Source organism: Acidovorax sp. (genome assembly GCF_034519795.1).
Classification (GTDB): Bacteria; Pseudomonadota; Gammaproteobacteria; order Burkholderiales; family Burkholderiaceae_C; genus Acidovorax.
Genome location: NZ_JAXHOB010000003.1, coordinates 68,813 through 85,911 on the forward strand (window position 1 = coordinate 68,813; position 17,099 = coordinate 85,911).

General features: G+C 68.7%; 15 protein-coding genes. 5 read left to right on the forward strand and 10 right to left on the reverse strand.

Annotated features, from left to right (window positions below):
- Positions 1–17 precede the first annotated feature (17 nt).
- The gene (locus tag U5N23_RS02220) at positions 18–908 is read right to left on the reverse strand and encodes a LysR family transcriptional regulator (protein WP_322591248.1); all 891 of its coding nucleotides are present in this window, start codon (positions 906–908) and stop codon (positions 18–20) included.
- 168 nt (positions 909–1,076) lie between these two features.
- Between U5N23_RS02220 and U5N23_RS02225 the strand changes: the two genes are divergently transcribed.
- A complete protein-coding gene (locus tag U5N23_RS02225; RefSeq protein ID WP_322591249.1) occupies positions 1,077–1,277 on the forward strand; it encodes a hypothetical protein in 201 nt (66 codons plus the stop codon).
- On the opposite strand, the gene U5N23_RS02230 is transcribed toward U5N23_RS02225, so the two are convergent.
- The 4 genes from U5N23_RS02230 to apaG form a co-directional block, all read right to left on the reverse strand.
- Positions 1,234–2,358: a YbdK family carboxylate-amine ligase gene (locus U5N23_RS02230; RefSeq protein ID WP_322591250.1), complete on the reverse strand. Its 1,125-nt coding sequence runs from the start codon at positions 2,356–2,358 to the stop codon at positions 1,234–1,236. The genes U5N23_RS02225 and U5N23_RS02230 overlap by 44 nt on opposite strands.
- Positions 2,355–3,614, reverse strand: coding sequence for a cation:proton antiporter (locus U5N23_RS02235; protein WP_322591251.1), 1,260 nt, complete (start codon positions 3,612–3,614; stop codon positions 2,355–2,357). Before U5N23_RS02235 ends, U5N23_RS02230 begins: the two co-directional genes overlap by 4 nt.
- 329 nt (positions 3,615–3,943) lie before the next feature.
- Positions 3,944–5,932, reverse strand: a complete 1,989-nt coding sequence (locus U5N23_RS02240) for a site-specific recombinase (RefSeq protein WP_322591252.1) — start codon at positions 5,930–5,932, stop codon at positions 3,944–3,946.
- The gene (gene apaG, locus U5N23_RS02245; protein ID WP_322591253.1) at positions 5,929–6,336 is read right to left on the reverse strand and encodes a Co2+/Mg2+ efflux protein ApaG; all 408 of its coding nucleotides are present in this window, start codon (positions 6,334–6,336) and stop codon (positions 5,929–5,931) included. Before apaG ends, U5N23_RS02240 begins: the two co-directional genes overlap by 4 nt.
- Before the next feature lie 29 nt (positions 6,337–6,365).
- Here apaG and rpe point away from each other — a divergent pair, with 29 nt between their 5' ends.
- Complete coding sequence (gene rpe, locus U5N23_RS02250) at positions 6,366–7,046, forward strand: ribulose-phosphate 3-epimerase (protein ID WP_322591254.1); 681 nt, start codon at positions 6,366–6,368, stop codon at positions 7,044–7,046.
- A gap of 22 nt (positions 7,047–7,068) precedes the next feature.
- Here the strand turns inward: rpe and U5N23_RS02255 are convergent, their stop codons facing one another.
- From U5N23_RS02255 to U5N23_RS02265, 3 genes are all read right to left on the reverse strand, one after another.
- Entirely contained in the window at positions 7,069–7,458 is a 390-nt protein-coding gene (locus tag U5N23_RS02255) for a hypothetical protein (RefSeq protein WP_322591255.1), read from the reverse strand.
- Positions 7,459–7,608: 150 nt separating this feature from the next.
- Entirely contained in the window at positions 7,609–9,759 is a 2,151-nt protein-coding gene (locus U5N23_RS02260) for a HAMP domain-containing sensor histidine kinase (protein ID WP_322591256.1), read from the reverse strand.
- A complete protein-coding gene (locus tag U5N23_RS02265; protein WP_322591257.1) occupies positions 9,759–10,484 on the reverse strand; it encodes a response regulator transcription factor in 726 nt (241 codons plus the stop codon). The genes U5N23_RS02260 and U5N23_RS02265 overlap by 1 nt, the downstream gene beginning before the upstream one ends.
- Before the next feature lie 229 nt (positions 10,485–10,713).
- Between U5N23_RS02265 and U5N23_RS02270 the strand changes: the two genes are divergently transcribed.
- From U5N23_RS02270 to U5N23_RS02280, 3 genes are all read left to right on the forward strand, one after another.
- Positions 10,714–12,033, forward strand: a complete 1,320-nt coding sequence (locus tag U5N23_RS02270) for an SPFH domain-containing protein (protein WP_322591258.1) — start codon at positions 10,714–10,716, stop codon at positions 12,031–12,033.
- Positions 12,034–12,086: 53 nt separating this feature from the next.
- Positions 12,087–13,553, forward strand: a complete 1,467-nt coding sequence (locus U5N23_RS02275; protein WP_322591495.1) for a hypothetical protein — start codon at positions 12,087–12,089, stop codon at positions 13,551–13,553.
- A gap of 76 nt (positions 13,554–13,629) precedes the next feature.
- Positions 13,630–14,343, forward strand: coding sequence for a phosphoglycolate phosphatase (locus U5N23_RS02280; protein ID WP_322591259.1), 714 nt, complete (start codon positions 13,630–13,632; stop codon positions 14,341–14,343).
- A gap of 50 nt (positions 14,344–14,393) precedes the next feature.
- Here the strand turns inward: U5N23_RS02280 and U5N23_RS02285 are convergent, their stop codons facing one another.
- Together U5N23_RS02285 and U5N23_RS02290 are read right to left on the reverse strand one after the other, a co-directional pair.
- Positions 14,394–16,037 (reverse strand): methyl-accepting chemotaxis protein, encoded by a 1,644-nt coding sequence (locus U5N23_RS02285; RefSeq protein ID WP_322591260.1) that lies wholly within the window; start codon positions 16,035–16,037, stop codon positions 14,394–14,396.
- A 207-nt stretch (positions 16,038–16,244) separates the two neighbouring features.
- Positions 16,245–16,835 carry a chalcone isomerase family protein gene (locus U5N23_RS02290; RefSeq protein ID WP_322591261.1) on the reverse strand — a complete coding sequence of 197 codons (591 nt, stop codon included), beginning with the start codon at positions 16,833–16,835 and terminating at the stop codon, positions 16,245–16,247.
- Positions 16,836–17,099: the final 264 nt, after the last annotated feature.

Consider the following 17,099-nt stretch of genomic DNA (forward strand, 5'->3'; position numbering starts at 1 on the left):
GGCGCGCCCGGGTTGCTTCAGCCCAGGGCGCTGACGCCGCTGCCGAACCACTGGGCCCAGTGGTCGATGCAGGCCTTGATCTTGGGCAGGCGGTGCCTGCGCGTGAGCGTGATGGCGTGGATCGGCGAGGGCTGCTCGTCCACCCACTCGCTCAGCACGGGGGCCAGCACGCCCTGCTGCACCAGCGGCTCGGCCACCAGCGTGGCCAGCCGCGCAATGCCCAGCCCCTGCAGTGCCAGGCGCGCCGTGATGCCGGTGCTGCCGGAGCGCCAATGCCCGTCGGCGACGACGACGCGGGGCTCGCCGTCGACGATGAAGGGCCAGCGGTTGAGCTGGGCCATCGCGCTGTTGGTGATGAGCCGGTGGCGGTGCAGCTCGTCCGGGTGCTGCGGCGCGCCGTGGGCCTGCAGGTAGGCCGGCGTGGCATAGAGCCGGCGCACCAGGGTGCCCAGCGGGCGCGCTACCACGGTGTCGCTGGTGGGCGGGCCGGTGCGGATGGCGATGTCGATGCCGTCGCGCGCCATGTCGGCCATGCGGTCGTCCACCACCAGCTCCACGCGCAGCAGCGGGTGTGCCTGCTGCAGGCTGTCGAAGCTGGGGATCAGCAGGTGCTCGGCGATGACCGAGCTGGCCGCCACGCGCACCGAGCCGCTGGCCTGGCCGCTCTGGTGGTTGGCGAATTCGCCCTCAAGCTCGTCCAGGGTGCTGGTCAGGCGCCGGCAGTATTCGAGGAAGGTCAGCCCCTCGGCCGTGGGGGTGAGGCCATGCGTCGAGCGGTGGATCAGCCGCGCATGGCAGGCCTTCTCGATGCGCGCCAGCGTGCGCGAGACCTGGCTCACGGGCACGTCGCGCTCGCGCGCCACGGCCGAGAGTGAGCCCAGGTCCGCCACGCGGACGAAGAGGTGCATGTCTTCAAAGCGGATATCGCGCATCGGCCAATGGTAGCGGGCCTTTTGCCGGGGTGGAGCGGCCTTTGCAGTCAGTGCAAAGCGCCGTTGCAGCGGCTGGGGTTTCCGACGACCGCCCCTCTGCCTACAGTCATTGCATCCCCTGCTGCCCCCCGAAGGATGTGACCCATGAGCCCGCACGACGACCTGGACCCGGCCAGCTACCAGCGCCTGAAGGACGCCGCCGTAAGGCGGGCGAACCGCTTGCGCAACGAGGCGCTGTGGAGGACGCCCAGCCTGCTGTACCGCCTGACCGCGTGGACCGGGCTGCGCCTTCAGGCGAAGCTCAGAGGCGAGCGCCGCGAAAGCGCTGTGCCGCCTGGCGGCTGACCTCGGCCAGCAACTGCTCTTCGCGCTGGCGCTCGCGCAGCCAGCGGGCGTCGTTCTGGCCGGCTTCGGTCTCGGTGCGCAGCATGTGCATGGCGTTGGCCGCGCCCTGCATGGCCGCGTGGCTGGCGATCTTGTCCATGGTCATCATGATGTGCTCGCGCAGTGGCATGTGGTCGCCGGTGGACGGGTCCACGTAGACCGCGTCCATGCCGAAGCGGCAGGCCTGGAAGCGGTTGTAGGTGTAGACCAGGTAGTCGTCCTCCTCGGGCATGAAGGGCTGGTCCGCGAGGAACCAGGCCCCGAGCGACTGCACGTAGCCCGCCAGCGCGGCGGCGCGCTCGATGGTCAGCGGCGTGTCGAAGACGCGGATCTCGATGGTGCCGAACTCGGGCTTGGGGCGGATGTCCCAGTAGAAGTCCTTCATGCTCTTGACCACGCCGGTGCGCGTCATCTTGTCGAAGTAGGCCGTGAAGTCTTCCCAGGTCAGCGCGAACGGTGCGCGGCCCGACAGCGGGAAGGCGAACACCGAATTCAGGCGTGCCGAGTCGAAGGCCGTATCCTGGCCCTGCACGTACGGGCTCGACGCCGACAGCGCGATGAAGTGCGGGATGTAGCGCGACATGCGGTGCAGCATGAGCAGCGCGGCATTGGCATCGGGACAGCCGATGTGCACGTGCTGGCCGAAGATGGTGAACTGCTTGGACAAATAGCCGTACAGCTCCGACAGCTCGCGAAAGCGCGGCTTGTCGTAGATGCGCCGCTCGTGCCACTGCTGAAAGGGGTGCGTGCCGCCGCCCACCACGGCGATGTTGAGCTTGTCGGCGCTCTTGACCAGGGCATCGCGGATCGGCGTGAGCTGGCCCAGCACTTCGCTGGCCGAATGACAGATGTCGGTGGAGATCTCGATCATGCTGTTCGTCATCTCGGGCACCACGCTGCCGGGCAGCGGTGTCTTGTGCATGAGGCGCAGCATGTCCTCGGCATAGGGCGCGAGGTCGTAGTCGTTGGTGTTGACGAGCTGCAGCTCGAGCTCGACGCCCAGCGTCAGCGGTTCGGAATGGTTGAAGGCTTCAAGGCTCACGCGTTGTCTCCGTTGCTGCTGGCGGCGGCGTTCGACAGCGGCGCCCAGGGTTTTGAACTCTCGCCAGCGCGGTAGATGGCGATGGTGGCGATCACCGCGCCCAGTACCTCCATCAGCAGGATGGCGGGCAGGGCCACGCGGGCGATCAGGTGGCCGGTGGAGGGCGAAGCCACGACGAACTGCGAGGCGATCAGCAGCGCGATGGACGACATGGGCGTCATCGCGCCGCCGACCCACAGGGCCTGGCGCCAGCTCGCGCCGCTGCCCACATTGCCCAGCGCCACGCCCAGCACCTTGGCCACCAGGCGCACGGCGATCAGGGCCAGCACCACGCCGGCCACGGGGCCACTCCAGTCGGCCTGTGCCGCCACGGTGGAGACCAGCACGAACATCAGCATGGTCAAGAGCGATGACGCATTGCCCAACTGGCGTGGCCAGGCCCAGGGGCGCGGGTTGAGCTGCTTGAGCAAGATGCCGCCCAGCAGCGCAGCCAGCGGGGCCGAGCCGCCCATGTGCGCCGCCACGGCCGTGCCCGCAGCGATCAGTGCCAACAGCAGCATCGAGGTGTTCTCGCTCGTGGGGCTCATGAAGCGCAGCGCCGAGCGCATCACCAGCGCCAATGCGGCCGCCACCACCACCGAGACGCCCAGCACCACCACCACCGGGTACATGGTGTCGATGAGCGTCAGGCTCTGGCGGTTGATCTGCTCGGCCCGGGCACTGCCCAGGGTCAGCGCGTACAGCGTGGACAGGGTGGCCAGCACGATGGCGCGCTCGGTCACCGGGCCGGCGGCGCGGGTGTCGGCCACCACGCGCGTCAGCACGGCGGGCGAGGCGGCCAGCGCCACCAGGGCCAGGGGGCCGGCCACCTGCGTGGGCTGGTCGAACCAGACCAGCACCCAGTACACGGCGAAGTAGGTCAGCGCGGATTCGGCAATGCTCTGTACCAGCACCATGGGGTTGTGGCGGAACCAGCGCAGCGGGATGCGCCCGCCGCATTCGAACAGCACCAGGGCAATGCCCAGCTCCAGCAGGAACAGGCCGATGCCCTGTAGCGGCCACAGGGCACCGCTGAAGCCGGCCAGGCCCGCTGCCGTGCCCACCAGCGAATAGCCCACCACCTTGGGCAGGCCCGTATGGCGCTGGCACAGGTAACCGGCCATGGCGGCCACGGCCAGCAGCAGGGACCATTGCACCGTGGGGAGCCCGGCCGAGGGGCGCAGCCACTGCGCCCAGAAGCTCAGGATTTCATTCATGTAGGTGACCTCTGCATGGCGCGGGCACAGCAGGCGCCCGCAGGTTGATTCTTCGGCAGCACGGCACCACCGGTGCGGTGGCCCGTGCCGGGCAGTACCGGCCAGATCACATCGGCACGGCTCGGCATGGCGCACAGCCATGGCCCAGCCGACAGTGGCTGGCGCTCCGATACCTTAACGTACCCCGCAGAGACCTCAGGAACCGCTTCGGTTTTGCGCAACGGCCGAGTTCTGCAGGGGTGGGCCTAATTTAACGGTCTCCCTGCATGCTTCTTGTAGGACAGTTTCGAGGTTTGTAAGGATCTGTGAGTAATCTGTTGCGAAATGCTTCAATGTACGGTGGCAGTGCGCCCGCGCCCCGGCGCGAAGAAGCTCAAAGGGGCCGAGCCCAGGCGCCGGCGAATGGCGGCGTAGATGCGCGAGCGGTCCACGCCGCTCACGCTCTGAGCGCGCAGCGCCAGGCTGAAGGCCAGGTAGAAGCTCACCGTGACATTGAGCGCGCCAATCAGAGGAATGGCCGCCACGGCCCACCAGAAGGCCTGCATGTGCAGCACGGCCATGCCCAGGGCCGCGCAGGCAGCGCCGATCTGGCCGGTGGAAAGCGTCACGTGGCGCACGTCCAGGCCCAGGCCGAAGAAGCCCGCGATGGCCGGCACCAGGCCGAGCATGAAGCCGAGCGATATGTTGGCCGCGAAGCCCGAGAGGTTTTCGCGCAGGAAACGCGCCCATCGGGCCGCGCGCGCCTGTCCCAGAAACCGGGTGATGCGCGGGTTGTAGTGCATGGCCGAGTCCAGGCGGTGCAGCACGAACCAGTTCTCCGTCCACCCCGCGATGATGCTCGACAGGAACAGCAGCACCCCGGTGAAGGCCGCGAAAAACAGCGAGGGCCCGAGCAGGTGCAGCGACTCGAACACATGCTCGGCCTGCTTTTCCGTGATGGCCGGCGCGCCGGTGGTCTGGGTGATCAGCAAGGCCAGCGCGAGCACGGCCGGGAAGACCACGAGCACATTGCCCAGCACGGCCGCCACCTGCGAGCGCACCAGGTGGGTGATCTCGTCAACGAAGGACTCGATGGCATCGCTGGCCCCGAGCTCCTTGAGTTTGGCGGCCATGGCCGGTGCCGTCATGGCCGGCTGCTTGGTGGCCACCGTGAGGTGCAGCAGCTGGATCAGCACGAAGGTGGTGGCATAGTTCACCCCAGCCCAGAAGCCGCCCCAGAAGGCCGACAGCGCCAGCGCATACAGGCCGAACTTGGCCAGCGTGGTGAAGGCCATCAGGGCCCCGCCTCCGGCCGCCTTTTTCACCATGGAGCGGTACTCGGCGCCCGTGCGGGTGATGTAGTGCTCGCCGGTCTCGGCGCTGCGCTCGGCCACCTTGGCCGCCAGCAGCGAGGAGTTGGAGGCAAACAGCGCGCGCAGGCTGCGCCGCTCCTGCCCCACCAGCACCAGGTTGGCCATGAGTTTGGCCGCCGTCAGCGCCGGCTGGGGCGACAGCAGGCAGTCGAGCAACTGGCGCACGCGCAGGATGCGCTCGCGCAACTGGCGCAGGCGGAACACCAGGCCGACCGAGATGCCGTTCTCCTCGAAATGCGTGTACACGGTGGCGGCGGCTGCGCGGCAGGCCTCCAGCCGTTCGCGCAGGCGCTGCACCGCAGCGTCAAGCCGCTCGGGCGTGCGCAGGCCATGCAGCACCTCCACGCGCAGGCTCTCCACATCGTGGATCAGGGCATGGAAGGGCTGGGATTCGCGCGCCACCTCGCTCATGCGCAGGCGCAGCTCGGGCGCAAAGCCGGTCGAGAGGATCTGCCCGGCGCAGTAGGTGATGGCATCGAGCAGGGCCTTCTGCCAGCGCGATGCGCCACCCGTGTCCGTGGGCGCGAGCAGGTGCACCAGGCGGGCGAGCTGGGCTTCTTCCAGCGCGGCCACCCACTGGGCGTCGAACCCGCCGGGCAGGGCCAGCATGAACAGCTCCGAGGCATCGATGGTCTCGGGGCTTGCCGGCAGCAGCTTGTTGCGCAGGCGCTCGGCCACCTCGCTGGCCAGGGCCGTGCGCGGCGCGAAGCCAAAGTCGGCCAGCAAGGTGGTGATGTCCACCGTGTCCACCAGCATCGCCCACCAGGCCTGGAGTTTGGCCTGCGCCTCGGGGCGGGCTTCCACTGCATCCAGGAACAGCTGCAGGCGGCCGATGGCGCCGGGCACCGAGTCGCGCTTGCCGCGCACCCAGTCGAGCAGGCCGATCAGCCACAGATGGCGGTGCGCCAGGTCGGCGGCCGGGTCCAACTGCGCCAGGATGCTGGCCAGATCGACACTGCGGCTCAATGCAGCACCCGGCCGGTCAGGGGCTGGCCCGAGGGGCCCTGGTTGATCGCCTCCAGCATGAACAGCGCCACCTTGGCATCGAAGGGCTCGCCTTCCTCGCCCACGCAGTGGAAGATGCCGTGCATGGTGCCGCTGGCCGTGCGCAGGCGGCAACCGCTGGTGTACTGAAAGGACTCTCCGGGTTTGAGCAGTGGCTGGTGGCCCACCACGCCCAGGCCCTTGACCTCCTCGGTATGGCCGCGCGAGTCGCTGATGATCCAGTGGCGCGAGATCAGCTGCGCGGGCGTGTCCCCGGCATTGGTGATGGTGATCGTATAGGCGAAGCTGAACACCCCTGTCTCCGGAGCGGACTGCTCCGGCAGGTACTCGGGCTGCACTTGCACGTCGAACTGGTACTTTGGCATGGGCGAATGGTAACTGCGACAATCGGTGCATGAGCCGACCTTTTCGCATCGCCCCCTCGATCCTCTCCGCCGATTTTGCCCGCCTGGGCGAAGAAGTGCGCAATGTCATTGCCGCCGGAGCGGACTGGATCCACTTCGACGTGATGGACAACCATTACGTGCCCAACCTCACTTTCGGCCCCATGGTGTGCCAGGCGCTCAAGCCGCATGCCAAGACGGCCGATGGCGCCGCCATTCCGGTGGATGTGCACCTGATGATTCAGCCCGTGGACGCCCTGGCAGCCGCGTTTGCCGATGCCGGTGCGGACTACATCAGCTTTCACCCCGATGCCTCGGGCCATGTGCACCGCAGCATCCAGGCCATCCGTTCCAAGGGCGTCAAGCCCGGCCTGGTGTTCAACCCGGCCTCCCCGCTCGATGTGCTGGACTGGGTGATCGACGACATCGACCTCATCCTGATCATGAGCGTGAACCCCGGCTTTGGCGGCCAGAGCTTCATCGATTCGGCCCTGCGCAAGATCGAGGACGTGCGCCGCCGCATCGATGCCAGTGGCAAGGACATCCGCCTGGAAGTCGATGGCGGCATCAAGACGGACAACATCCGCCGGGTGGCGGATGCGGGTGCCGATACCTTCGTGGCCGGCAGCGCCATCTTCGGCAAGCCGGACTACAAGGGCGTCATCGACGCCATGCGCATGCAACTGGGCTGAGCCCGCCGCAGGCGACTTTCGCTTACTTTGCCGGGACGATGATCGTGGTGGTGGTCGATTCGCGCAGCACGCCGCCACCAGACACCGAGCCGCTCACGGCACTGCTCTCGACGCGGCGTACGCACTCTGAACGCTCCTGCGCGCTCTGGAAGGCATTGCAGCGGTCGGTGCCGTTGGCCGCAGCGATCGGGCCGGGGTCGCTCAGTTGGCCTTTGCGCGATGCATCCAGCGCGTTGGTCGCTTCGCGCATGCAGGTGGCCATGCTGTCCTGGGTGTTGTTGGTCATGCACTTCTGGCGTTCCTGCTCGTAGCGGGCGGTGGCTTCAGAAGATGGCGACTGGGCCGACGCGGCGCCAGAAACTGCCAACAGGGCAGCAGTGAGGACCGGGGCGAAAAAAGCAATGCGTTTCATGGGAGGGCTCCTTGCGCCAGGCGCAAATTTCAGGGGTGCAATCGAGTTGCAAAAGGATGGATGCAGCGTAGCCCTGCATCCCCTTGAACCCTGTCGGACAGCGCCGACCCCGGCCGTGCGCCGTGGCGCCTTCTTCCTGCTGCCTTCTGTTCAACCCAGCCGCTGGAACGTCAGCGTGAAGGCCACTCCGTCGGCCGTATTGCGCGCATTGATCGTACCGCCCATCTTGGCCATGTAGGTCTTGGCCACGAACAGGCCCTGGCCCCGGTGTTCCCCTTCGCCCACGGGGGTGGGCAGGCTGGGGTCGGACACCCCGAGTTCGAAGATGCGGCCCAGCAGCCCGTCGGCAATCGTGGCCCCCACGTTGTGCAGCGTGGCACTGGCGGTGGATTCCGAGGCCGTGAGGGTGAGCGTGATGGCCGTGCCCGCAGGACGGTAGCGGTCGGCATTGCGCAGGATGTGCGTGACCACGTCCTCCAGCGCAAATTCGTCGGCGCGCACGATGACGGCGCCTGCGCCTCCTGGGTACACCACGTCCACGATGCCCGCGAAATGCGCGTTGTCCGCCACATGGCGCAAAAAGGCATCGAGGTCGAGCCGCCCCTGCGGCACGTCGGCCGCCTGCAGCGCCTCTGCCGGCGATGCCGTGCCATAAAGCACATGCACTGCCTGCTGCATGCGCTGCACATAGCGGTGGCCAGGGTCGCCCGGCCCACCATGCAGCACCATCAGCGACTGCAGCGGCGACATGATCTCGTGCCCCACGGCGTGCCACATGTCGCGCTCCTGCTGGGCGCGCAGTTGCTGGCGCTGGATGTCGTCCTTCACGCGCTGCAGCAGGTCGGCCAGGCCGCCCGCGAGAATGCCCAGTTCGTCCGAGCCGCGCAGGTCCGAGACGTCGAGGTCACCGAGGCGCGGGCCGATGTGCCCGTCCTGCACGTTATAGGACACGGCGGCCGCGCGCCGGGTGAGGGCGGTCACGCGGCGCAGCAGCCCCACCTCCACGACCAGCCAGGCCAGCGCGATCGCGGTGAGCATGGCCCCGAGGTACCAGGACATGCGCGTGGCCACCGCCGCCAGCCCGTGCTCCAGCCCGCGCAGGTTGCCGGTAAAACTGACCACGTAGTTGCCCGTGGGCGTATCGAGGATGTCCAGGCCCGCCGGCGTGGCGCGCGCATCGGGTGCGTCCAGCGGCAGCCAGCTCACCAGGCGGATCAGCCAGGGCGCGGAGGGCTCGGCCTGTGCCTCCGAGCCCTTGAGGGTGAGGGTGCTTTCCTCGCCGTCACCCATCTTGCGCACCTGCACCTTCTCGCCGGGCAGCAGGCTGCGCGTGACTTCGGTCAGCGAGGCGCCGGGCTGGGCGCCGGGGGCGTTGCTGTCGAACAGCGCCGGGCCCTCGCCGGGCGCGAGCATCTCCACGCGCACGCGCATGCTGCCCAGGTCCTCGGGCGGCCACACCAGGCGCTGCTCCTTGCGAAACAGCGCCTCGCGGAACAGCTCCACCGGCAGGCGGATGGAATAGAAGCTGCGGCGCAGGCAGTCAGGGGTCGCACCGGCCAGGTCGCGGCACTGGCCGTTCTGCCACAGCCAGCCGCGGAAATCGCGCACCGGGCGTGCGCGGATATCGAGCGCCTCGCTGCCGTTGTCCACGAAGCCCGTGAGCCGGCCACGCGTTCCGGGGATGGTGCCGACCGCCGTGCCGCTGGCTGGCGCCATGGCCTCGAACGGTGCCACCCAGCGGCTGGTGGTGCCGCGCATGTCCAGCGTCACGCGCGCGCGGTGCACGGCTGCCAGGTCCAGCGCACCGCGCTCGCGCGCCGCCAGCTCGCCGGCATAGAAGCTGCCCACGATGTAGATGAAGCCGCCCGCATACGGGTTGTTGCCGATGGCCGCGCAGACCGAGGCGCCGTCGGGGTACTGCACCGAGCAGCCGGCCATCTCCACCGCCTGCTGGGCCTTGTTCTGGTCGTCGAAGTCGATGGCCGAGTAGGGCAGCAGCAGGGGCGTCAGCGGTGTGGCTCCCTGGCCCAGGCTGCCGGCGTTGAGCAGCGCGAGCTGCCCTGCGGGGTGGCGCAGCCGCGCCATCACCTCCGCCTGGCTGCGCTGAAAGCCATGCTGGTAGCTCTGCCAGGCGCGCTCCTTCTCCTCGCGCAGCAGCACCACGCTGAGCGCCACGGTGGCCACCGCCAGCAGGATGAACACGCTGCGCACCAGGATGCGCAGACGAAAGGCCGGCAGCCCCAGCCGCGGCATTTCGAGCCGGGGCATCTCCAGGCCGGGGCGCAGCAGGCGCTTGATCATCACGTCTTCAGCCGGCCTTGTGCCAGCGGCGAGCCGACCCAACGGAAACCGCGCATGGGCACGTTCTCGATGCCCTCGAACGCAGGGTCCACCTCGCGCAGGGCCTCGCGGATGGTGCTCACATGCTTGCGCACGTTGTCGCGGTTGCGCCCGCTCTTGACCACCTCGAACAGCTCGTCGTACGACACCACCTCGCCGCTGCGCTGGTGCAAGGTGGCCAGGATGCGCTGCGCCGTGAGCGGCAGGTTGATGCGCTCGCCGCGCCAGGTGGGGGTGCGCTGCCACAGCGGGTCGAGCACCAGCGCATCGCCGGGCGCGACCGCCGCGACAGCGGCTGGCGCGGCCACCTGCGTGGTGCGCAGGATGTCGAGAAACGTCTCGATGAAATCGGCCTCCTCGAAGGTCGTCTTCTGCAGGTAGTCCCAGGCGTCCAGCGCCTTCATGATGCTGCGGTAGATGGCCGCCGGCATGGCCGATACCACCAGCACCGGCGTGCCCTGGCGCAGCTTGTTGATGGCGTTGATGAGCGCCACGCCCGCATGGCGCTCGCGGCCGAGCTCGATGTCCAGCACCACCGCGTCGTAGTGCTCGCTCGCCAGGGCGGCCTCGGCTTCGTCACGGGTGAACCACTGGTCGACCACGATGCCGCTGCGCGCACTGCGGATCCAGCCGGCCAGCTGGTTGCTGGTGGGCAGGTCGTCTTCGATCACGGCAATGCGGGTCATGGGGCTGTTCTGCGAGTGGTGGTGCAGGGATTATCCCGGCCGCCCGCCGGCAGCGGTGTGAGTTTTTCTTCCGTGGACGGAGCGTTTGCACTGCGGGCGTGAGCGCTTTGGTGGGTGCGCCGCATTGTTGCTTCCGGGGGGAATGCGAAGAATGGGACACCAATGCAGCACGGAAATCCAGCGCCGCAGAGACACCACCCACCGCACCGAATCAACGAGGGAAGACACCATGAAAGCCACCTGGAACCGCATCACCCGTGCCCTGCGCCGCACCCCTGCCGCCGCGCCTGCCGTGGAACCCACCCTGGACGGCGTGGAGGACGAGATCGCTGCGAGCGCCCCTCTCGCTGCCACCCGCCCTCTGGCCCTGCCATCGCCCCGTGCCCTGGGCTGGCTGGTGGCCGGCACGGCCGTGGTGGCTGCGGGCGCCATGGTGTACCGCAACCCCCCGGTGCAGTACCTGGACCAGGGCCAGCTCGGTGTGCGCGTGAACCAGTTCACCGGCGCGGTCAGCCAGTGGCGCGATGGCAGCGTCTGGGTGCTGCCCGGCCTGCACAGCGTGCGCGTGTTCACCCTGCGCGACCAGACCTACCGCCCCGAGCAGATGCGCCAGGCCACGGGCGGCGCGCCGCTGCAGTCGGTCGAGGGCCTGTCCTTCGGCCTGGACCTGAGCGTGCGCTACGCGCTGGACCCGGCCGCCATGGCCGCGCGCTCGGGTAACCTGCCCGACCACATTGGCGCCGAGATCGTCGAGCCTGCCGTGCAGGGCCTGATCTACAAGGTGTTCGCCCGCTACACGGTGCGCGAGATCTTCTCCTCCAAGCGCGCCGAGATCCAGCAGATCATCGAGACCGAGCTGCGCACCCGCCTGGCCGCCGATGGCGTGCTGCTGCGCCATGTGCAGATCGGCAAGGTGGACCTGCCCGCCGAGTACCGCCGCGGCATGGACAGCCTGCTGGCCGAGGAACTGGCCTCCGAGAAGATGCGCTACACGCTGGAGCTCAAGGACAAGCGCGTGAAGGAAACCGAACTCGACGCCAGCGCCGACAAGGTGCGCCGCGAAGTGGCCGCCGAAGCCGCCGCCCGCGAACAGGTGATCGCCGCCCGTGCCCAGGAAGAAGCCATGAAGCACGTGCTGCCCTTCAAGCAGCGCCAGATCGAGCAGCGCCAGCTCGAAGCCGAAGCCGAGAAGGTCTCGCGCATCAAGGCCGCCGAAGGCAACGCCCAGGCCCGGCGCATCGAAGCCAACGGCGAGGCCGATGCGCGCCAGAAGCTGGCCGAGGCCGAGGCCTACCGCATGGACCGCATCGGCAAGGTCAACGCCGAGCAGATGGCGCGCGAAGGCGCGCTGGTCACGCGCCACCCGCTGCTGATCCAGAAGACGCTGGCCGACAAGCTGTCCGACAAGATCCAGGTCATCATCGCGCCCCCTCCGACCAACGGCGACTTCATCGGTGCCGCGCTGCTGGGCGGCAACCGCAATGTCCAGGCCGTGGCCGCGCAGGCCGCTGCCGATGACGTCTCCACGACCCAAGCCATGGAGCAATGAACATGGACCGCACCACCCTGACGCTCGTCGCGGCCATCGCCTGCGCCGCGACCATGGTCGCCACCGCCGCCGTGCCTCCTGCGCCCGCCAGCGCCCTGGGCGGCGCCATCGTCGTGCAGGACCAGGCCAGCCTGCGCGCCGCGCCGCGCGATTCGGCCCAGCAGCAGTCCGCCCTATGGCAGGGCGAGGTGCTCGAAGTGCGCGGCGAGCGCCTCGATTACCTGCAGGTCTGGGACCACAAGCGCGAGCGCGGCGGTTTCATCCGCACCAGCGACGTGCGCCGCGTGGCGCTCGATGAAGCCGAAGGCCCGGCGCTGCTGTCGGTGCTGCGCTTCGTGCGCGACACCCCGGGCGCCGAAGCATTGGGCATCGGCATCACCGCGGCCTACCTGCAGGCCGCGCCGGCCAGTGCGCTGGCGGGCGAGCAGGGTGCCCAGGCCTTCGATGCGCTGGGCACGCTGGCCGACCGGCTCGCGCGCCGCGCCTCGGCCGCTGTGCCGGGCAAGACCTCGGGTGCTACGCTGTCGGCCCACCTGGACGTGGCCAACGGCTACGGCGTGCGCTTCACCACCTACGAGGTCGAAGGCCGCATGCAGGTCTGCTACGACGGCGAGGCCTTTCGCCGCGTGCTGGCCATGCCCGTGGCCGATGCCGGGCAGCGCGCCCGCGCCGCCCTGGCGCTGACGCGGCCCGAGTGCGTGAACCCCGACCTGCCGGCGCATGAGCGTGCCCGTGTGCAGGAATGGCAGTCGCAGGTGCTTGAGCGCGTGGACGTGGCGGGCCTGCCGTCCTATGTGCGCAACCGCATCCAGATGCGCCGCGCCAGCGTGTGGAGTGCCCTGGCCTTCCAGCAGGCGCGCAAGGATGCCGCGGGTGCCCCGGTGTCCGCCGCTGCGGCCCGTGCCCTGGCCGAATTGTCTGGCGTCAGCAAGAACGAGCTGCCCGACGAAGACCAGCCGGCCTACAACGACGCCGCCATGCGCGTGGGCGCCGTGCGCTGGGCCCTGGTTCCCTCCAGCCTGCCCGCCGCCCAGGGCAACCGCCCGGGCATCCTGACCGAGCCCGGTGCGCCTGGCGAGACCTGCGTGCTGCTGGTCGATGCCCAGAAGGGGGTGAAGGCGCCGCTGCTGCGCCGCTGCACCTACGGCGTGGTCTGGGCCGCTTCGGCCAGTGTGAACCGCGAGGGCACGGCCGTGGCCCTGGCCGTGCAGCCTCTGGAAGGCTGGCGCGAGCTGTGGGTACTGCGCAAGACGGCCGAGGGCTGGCTGGTCGACGTGCTGCCCCCTGCGGCCACCACGCCCGAGACCGGCGTGGCCGAATGGGCCGGCTGGGTGCCCGGCGGCCAGCAGATGCTGGTGGCGCGCGAGGCCCGCGGCCAGGGCCGCTACCGCCGCAGCTTCGAGATCGTGCGCCTCGAAGGCCTGGCCACCGAGCGCGTGACCGGCGATGTGGCCGCACTGCCGTTGTTCCAGCGCTGGCAGGACCCGGCCTGGAAGCGCCAGACCTTGAGTCTGCGGTAAGCGGGCAGCCTTAAACTCGCCAAGGCCGGGCAGCGCTGCCCGGCTTTTTCTATCTGACCGCCAAGGAGCCCTCCGCATGTACGCATTGCCACCGTTGTCCGCCCTGCTGTCCCGCGTGGACGCTGCCATCGTGGACCTGGACGGCACCATGGTGGACACGCTCGGGGACTTTGCCGAGGCGCTCAACCGCATGCTGCGCGAACTTGCGCTGCCGTCCATTGGGGTCGAGCACATCGAGCACATGGTGGGCAAGGGCTCGGAGCACCTGCTGCGATCTGTGCTGGGCCATGTGCTGGCATCGCAGGGCCAGTCGGTCGATGCGGCGCAGGTCGAATCGCTGTACCCTGCGGCCTGGGCCAGCTACCAGAAGCACTACCTGGCCATCAACGGCCAGTACGCCCAGGTGTACCCGGGTGTGGTGGCCGGCCTGCAGGCGCTGCAGGCCGCAGGCCTGCGCTTGGCCTGCCTGACCAACAAGCCCACGGACTTTGCCGTGCCCCTGCTCCAGGCCAAGGGGCTGCACGGCTATTTCTCGCAGGTGTTCGGGGGTGACAGCTTCGCGCGCAAGAAGCCCGATCCGCTGCCTCTGCTCAAGACCTGCGAGGCATTGGGCAGCACGCCCGCGCGCACACTGATGCTCGGTGATTCGAGCAACGACGCGCAGGCTGCACGCGCTGCTGGCTGCCCGGTGGTGCTGGTGACCTACGGCTACAACCACGGCCAGCCCGTGCGGGCCGTGGATGCCGATGGCTTCGTGGATGCGCTCGGGGAATTCTCGGCCGAAACCTGAACCCTGGACAGGCCGCGCTGCGCTGCGCCGCTGTCCGCGCGTCGTTTTGCTCAGGCCGCGATGCGGCGCTGCCCATTCGCCGCAAGCAGGCGCGAGGCATTGCTGGCAGGGCGTGGTGAAGGCGCAGCGTACTGCGCCGCGCTGGCATGGCCCGCCCCGAGCCGGAACACGGCCACCGCCTCCACCAGCTGCCCGGCCTGGGTCTTCAGGCTGTCGGCCGCTGCCGCGCTCTGTTCCACCAGCGCGGCGTTCTGCTGCGTGGTCTGGTCCATCTGCGTGATGGCCTCGCCCACCTGGCCCACGCCCGAGCTCTGCTCGCTGCTGGCGGCGCTGATCTCGCCCATGATGTCGGTCACGCGGCGGATCGATGCCACCACCTCGCTCATGGTGGCGCCGGCCCGGTCCACCAGGGCGCTGCCGCGCTCCACGCGTTCCACGCTGGTGCCGATCAGGCCCTTGATCTCCTTGGCCGCCTCGGCACTGCGCTGCGCCAGGCTGCGCACCTCGCCTGCCACCACGGCAAAGCCGCGGCCCTGCTCGCCAGCGCGCGCGGCTTCCACGGCCGCGTTCAGCGCCAGGATGTTGGTCTGGAAGGCGATGCCATCGATCACGCTGATGATGTCGGCGATCTTTCGGCTGCTGTCGTTGATGCCCTTCATGGTGTCCACGACCTCGGCCACCACCTGGCCGCCCTGGATGGCGACGGTCGAAGCGCTCATCGCCAACTGGTTCGCCTGGCGTGCGTTGTCGGCGTTCTGGCGCACGGTGGAGCCCAGCTCTTCCATGGAGGCGGCGGTTTCTTCGAGCGCCGAGGCCTGCTGCTCGGTGCGCGCCGACAGGTCGTTGTTGCCCGAGGCGATTTCGGCGCTGGCGGTGGCCACGCCCTCCGCACTGTGGCGCACATTGCCCACGATGGTGGCCAGGCGCGACTGCATGGTCGCCAGGGCCTGCAGCAACTGGCCGGTCTCATCGCTGCGCGTGGTGCTGATGGGATGCGTCAGGTCGCCATCGGCAATGCTCTCGGCGGCCTGCCGGCCCAGTTGCACCGGCCGCACGATGGAGCGCGTGACGGTGAAGGCCAGCAGTGCGCCCAGCGCCACGGCGATCAGCGTGCCCACGCCCAGCAGCACCTGGCTGGCCTTGGCGAGCATGCCGGTATCGCTCTGGCTGGCGGCCAGCTGCGTGGCCATGGCCGTGCGCAGGTCGTCCAGGCTCTTGAGGTACTGGTCCGCCAGGGGGCGCAGGTCCTTGTCCACCAGCGTGGGCACATTGGGTTCGCCGCCGCGGTGCAGTTCGCGGATCTCGGCGAGCTTGTCGCCATAGGCCTTGCTGGCTGCGGCGATGGTCGCCAGCTGCGCACGGTTCCTGTCGTCCTGCACCAGGCCTTCGATGCGCTTGACCTTGGCCTCGATGCCCTGGGCCGTGGCCTGCGTGTCGGCCGTGAGCTTTTCCATGTAGTCGCGGTCGATGGCCTTGAGGAAGGCCTCGGTGCGCACCCAGTTCAGGCGGATGTCGGCAGCCCAGTTCTCCACCAGGGTCTGCTGCTCGATCTCCTGCGTGGCCACGCGCTCGCTGGCGCCCTGCAGGCTGGCGATGCGCCATATGCCGGTGGCGGCGATGAGCGCCGTGATGAGCAGGATGGCGCCGAAGGACAGGCCCAGGCGCAGGCCGACGGAAAGATTGCTTGGTTTCATGGTGTGGTCAGGCGCGCGAACGAAGGTGCAGGGTCAAAGGGCGAGGGTGGTCGGCGGATCGCTCCGGGGCGCGGGTGGCGCAAAGAAGGCCCGGCAGCAGCGTGGTGCGGATGGCGTTGCTAGGTTACGCCTGCGGTTTGCAGGCGCGGTGTCTGCCGGGTGACAGAAGCGGCTAGGTGCTTTCCCGCAAGGGCTTGCGTGGTGGGATCAGGCGGGCTGCTTGCCCAGGAGCGCGTCCTTGAGTTTCCAGTCGGCCGGTGCGTTGCCCAGCCAGATGCCCATCAGGGCATTGAAGAACTCGGGCTCCTTGAAGGGCTCTCCCTGGGGCTTGCCCTTGACGGTGATCACGGTGCCCGTACCGGGAATCCAGTCCACCTGGAACTGGTCGCCCGCCATGAGCTTCTTGTGGTCCGAGAAGATCTGGCTCATGCGCAGCACGCCGGGAATCAGCTTGGAGAAGGCCGCACGGTCCATGTTGTCTTCCATGCCGCGCGAAAACAGCTTGCCCAGCTCGGTGGAATCGATCTCGCGCAGCATGGTGATGCTCATGCGCTTGGGGCCCTTCTGGCTTGCCACTTCCTGCGGCGTGCCGGCCTTCTTCTCGAGGTACAGCCCGGCGGTATAGACCTTGAACACCGCCTTGTAGCGCACGCCCGCGCCATTGAGCTGCAGGGTGCTGTCGGCCACCTGGGTGGTTTCGTCGTACTTCACGTTGGACACCGTGATGGGCTGGGCCATGGCGGCCCCGGCCAGAAGGCATGCGGCGGCGAGTGCAGCGCATCGCACCAGTTTGTTCATGCTTGTCTCCTCAAAATAGAACGACCGTTCGTTTCTAATTGTTGCAAGACCGAGGGGCGGGCGCAACAGGGTTTTCGAGTGGTTCTTCATGGTGATTGCATGCCAAAAAGCCGAAAGCGCCAAGACCTTTGCTACACTTTGGCCCATGTTCATTCACCACGTGTTCATCACAGGTTGCAGCGACCGGGGAGCCTGGCCCTGGCGTCAGCCTGTCTGCCTGAACGCCTGATGGCACCTGGGCGATCCGCCCCAGCGTGCACCCGT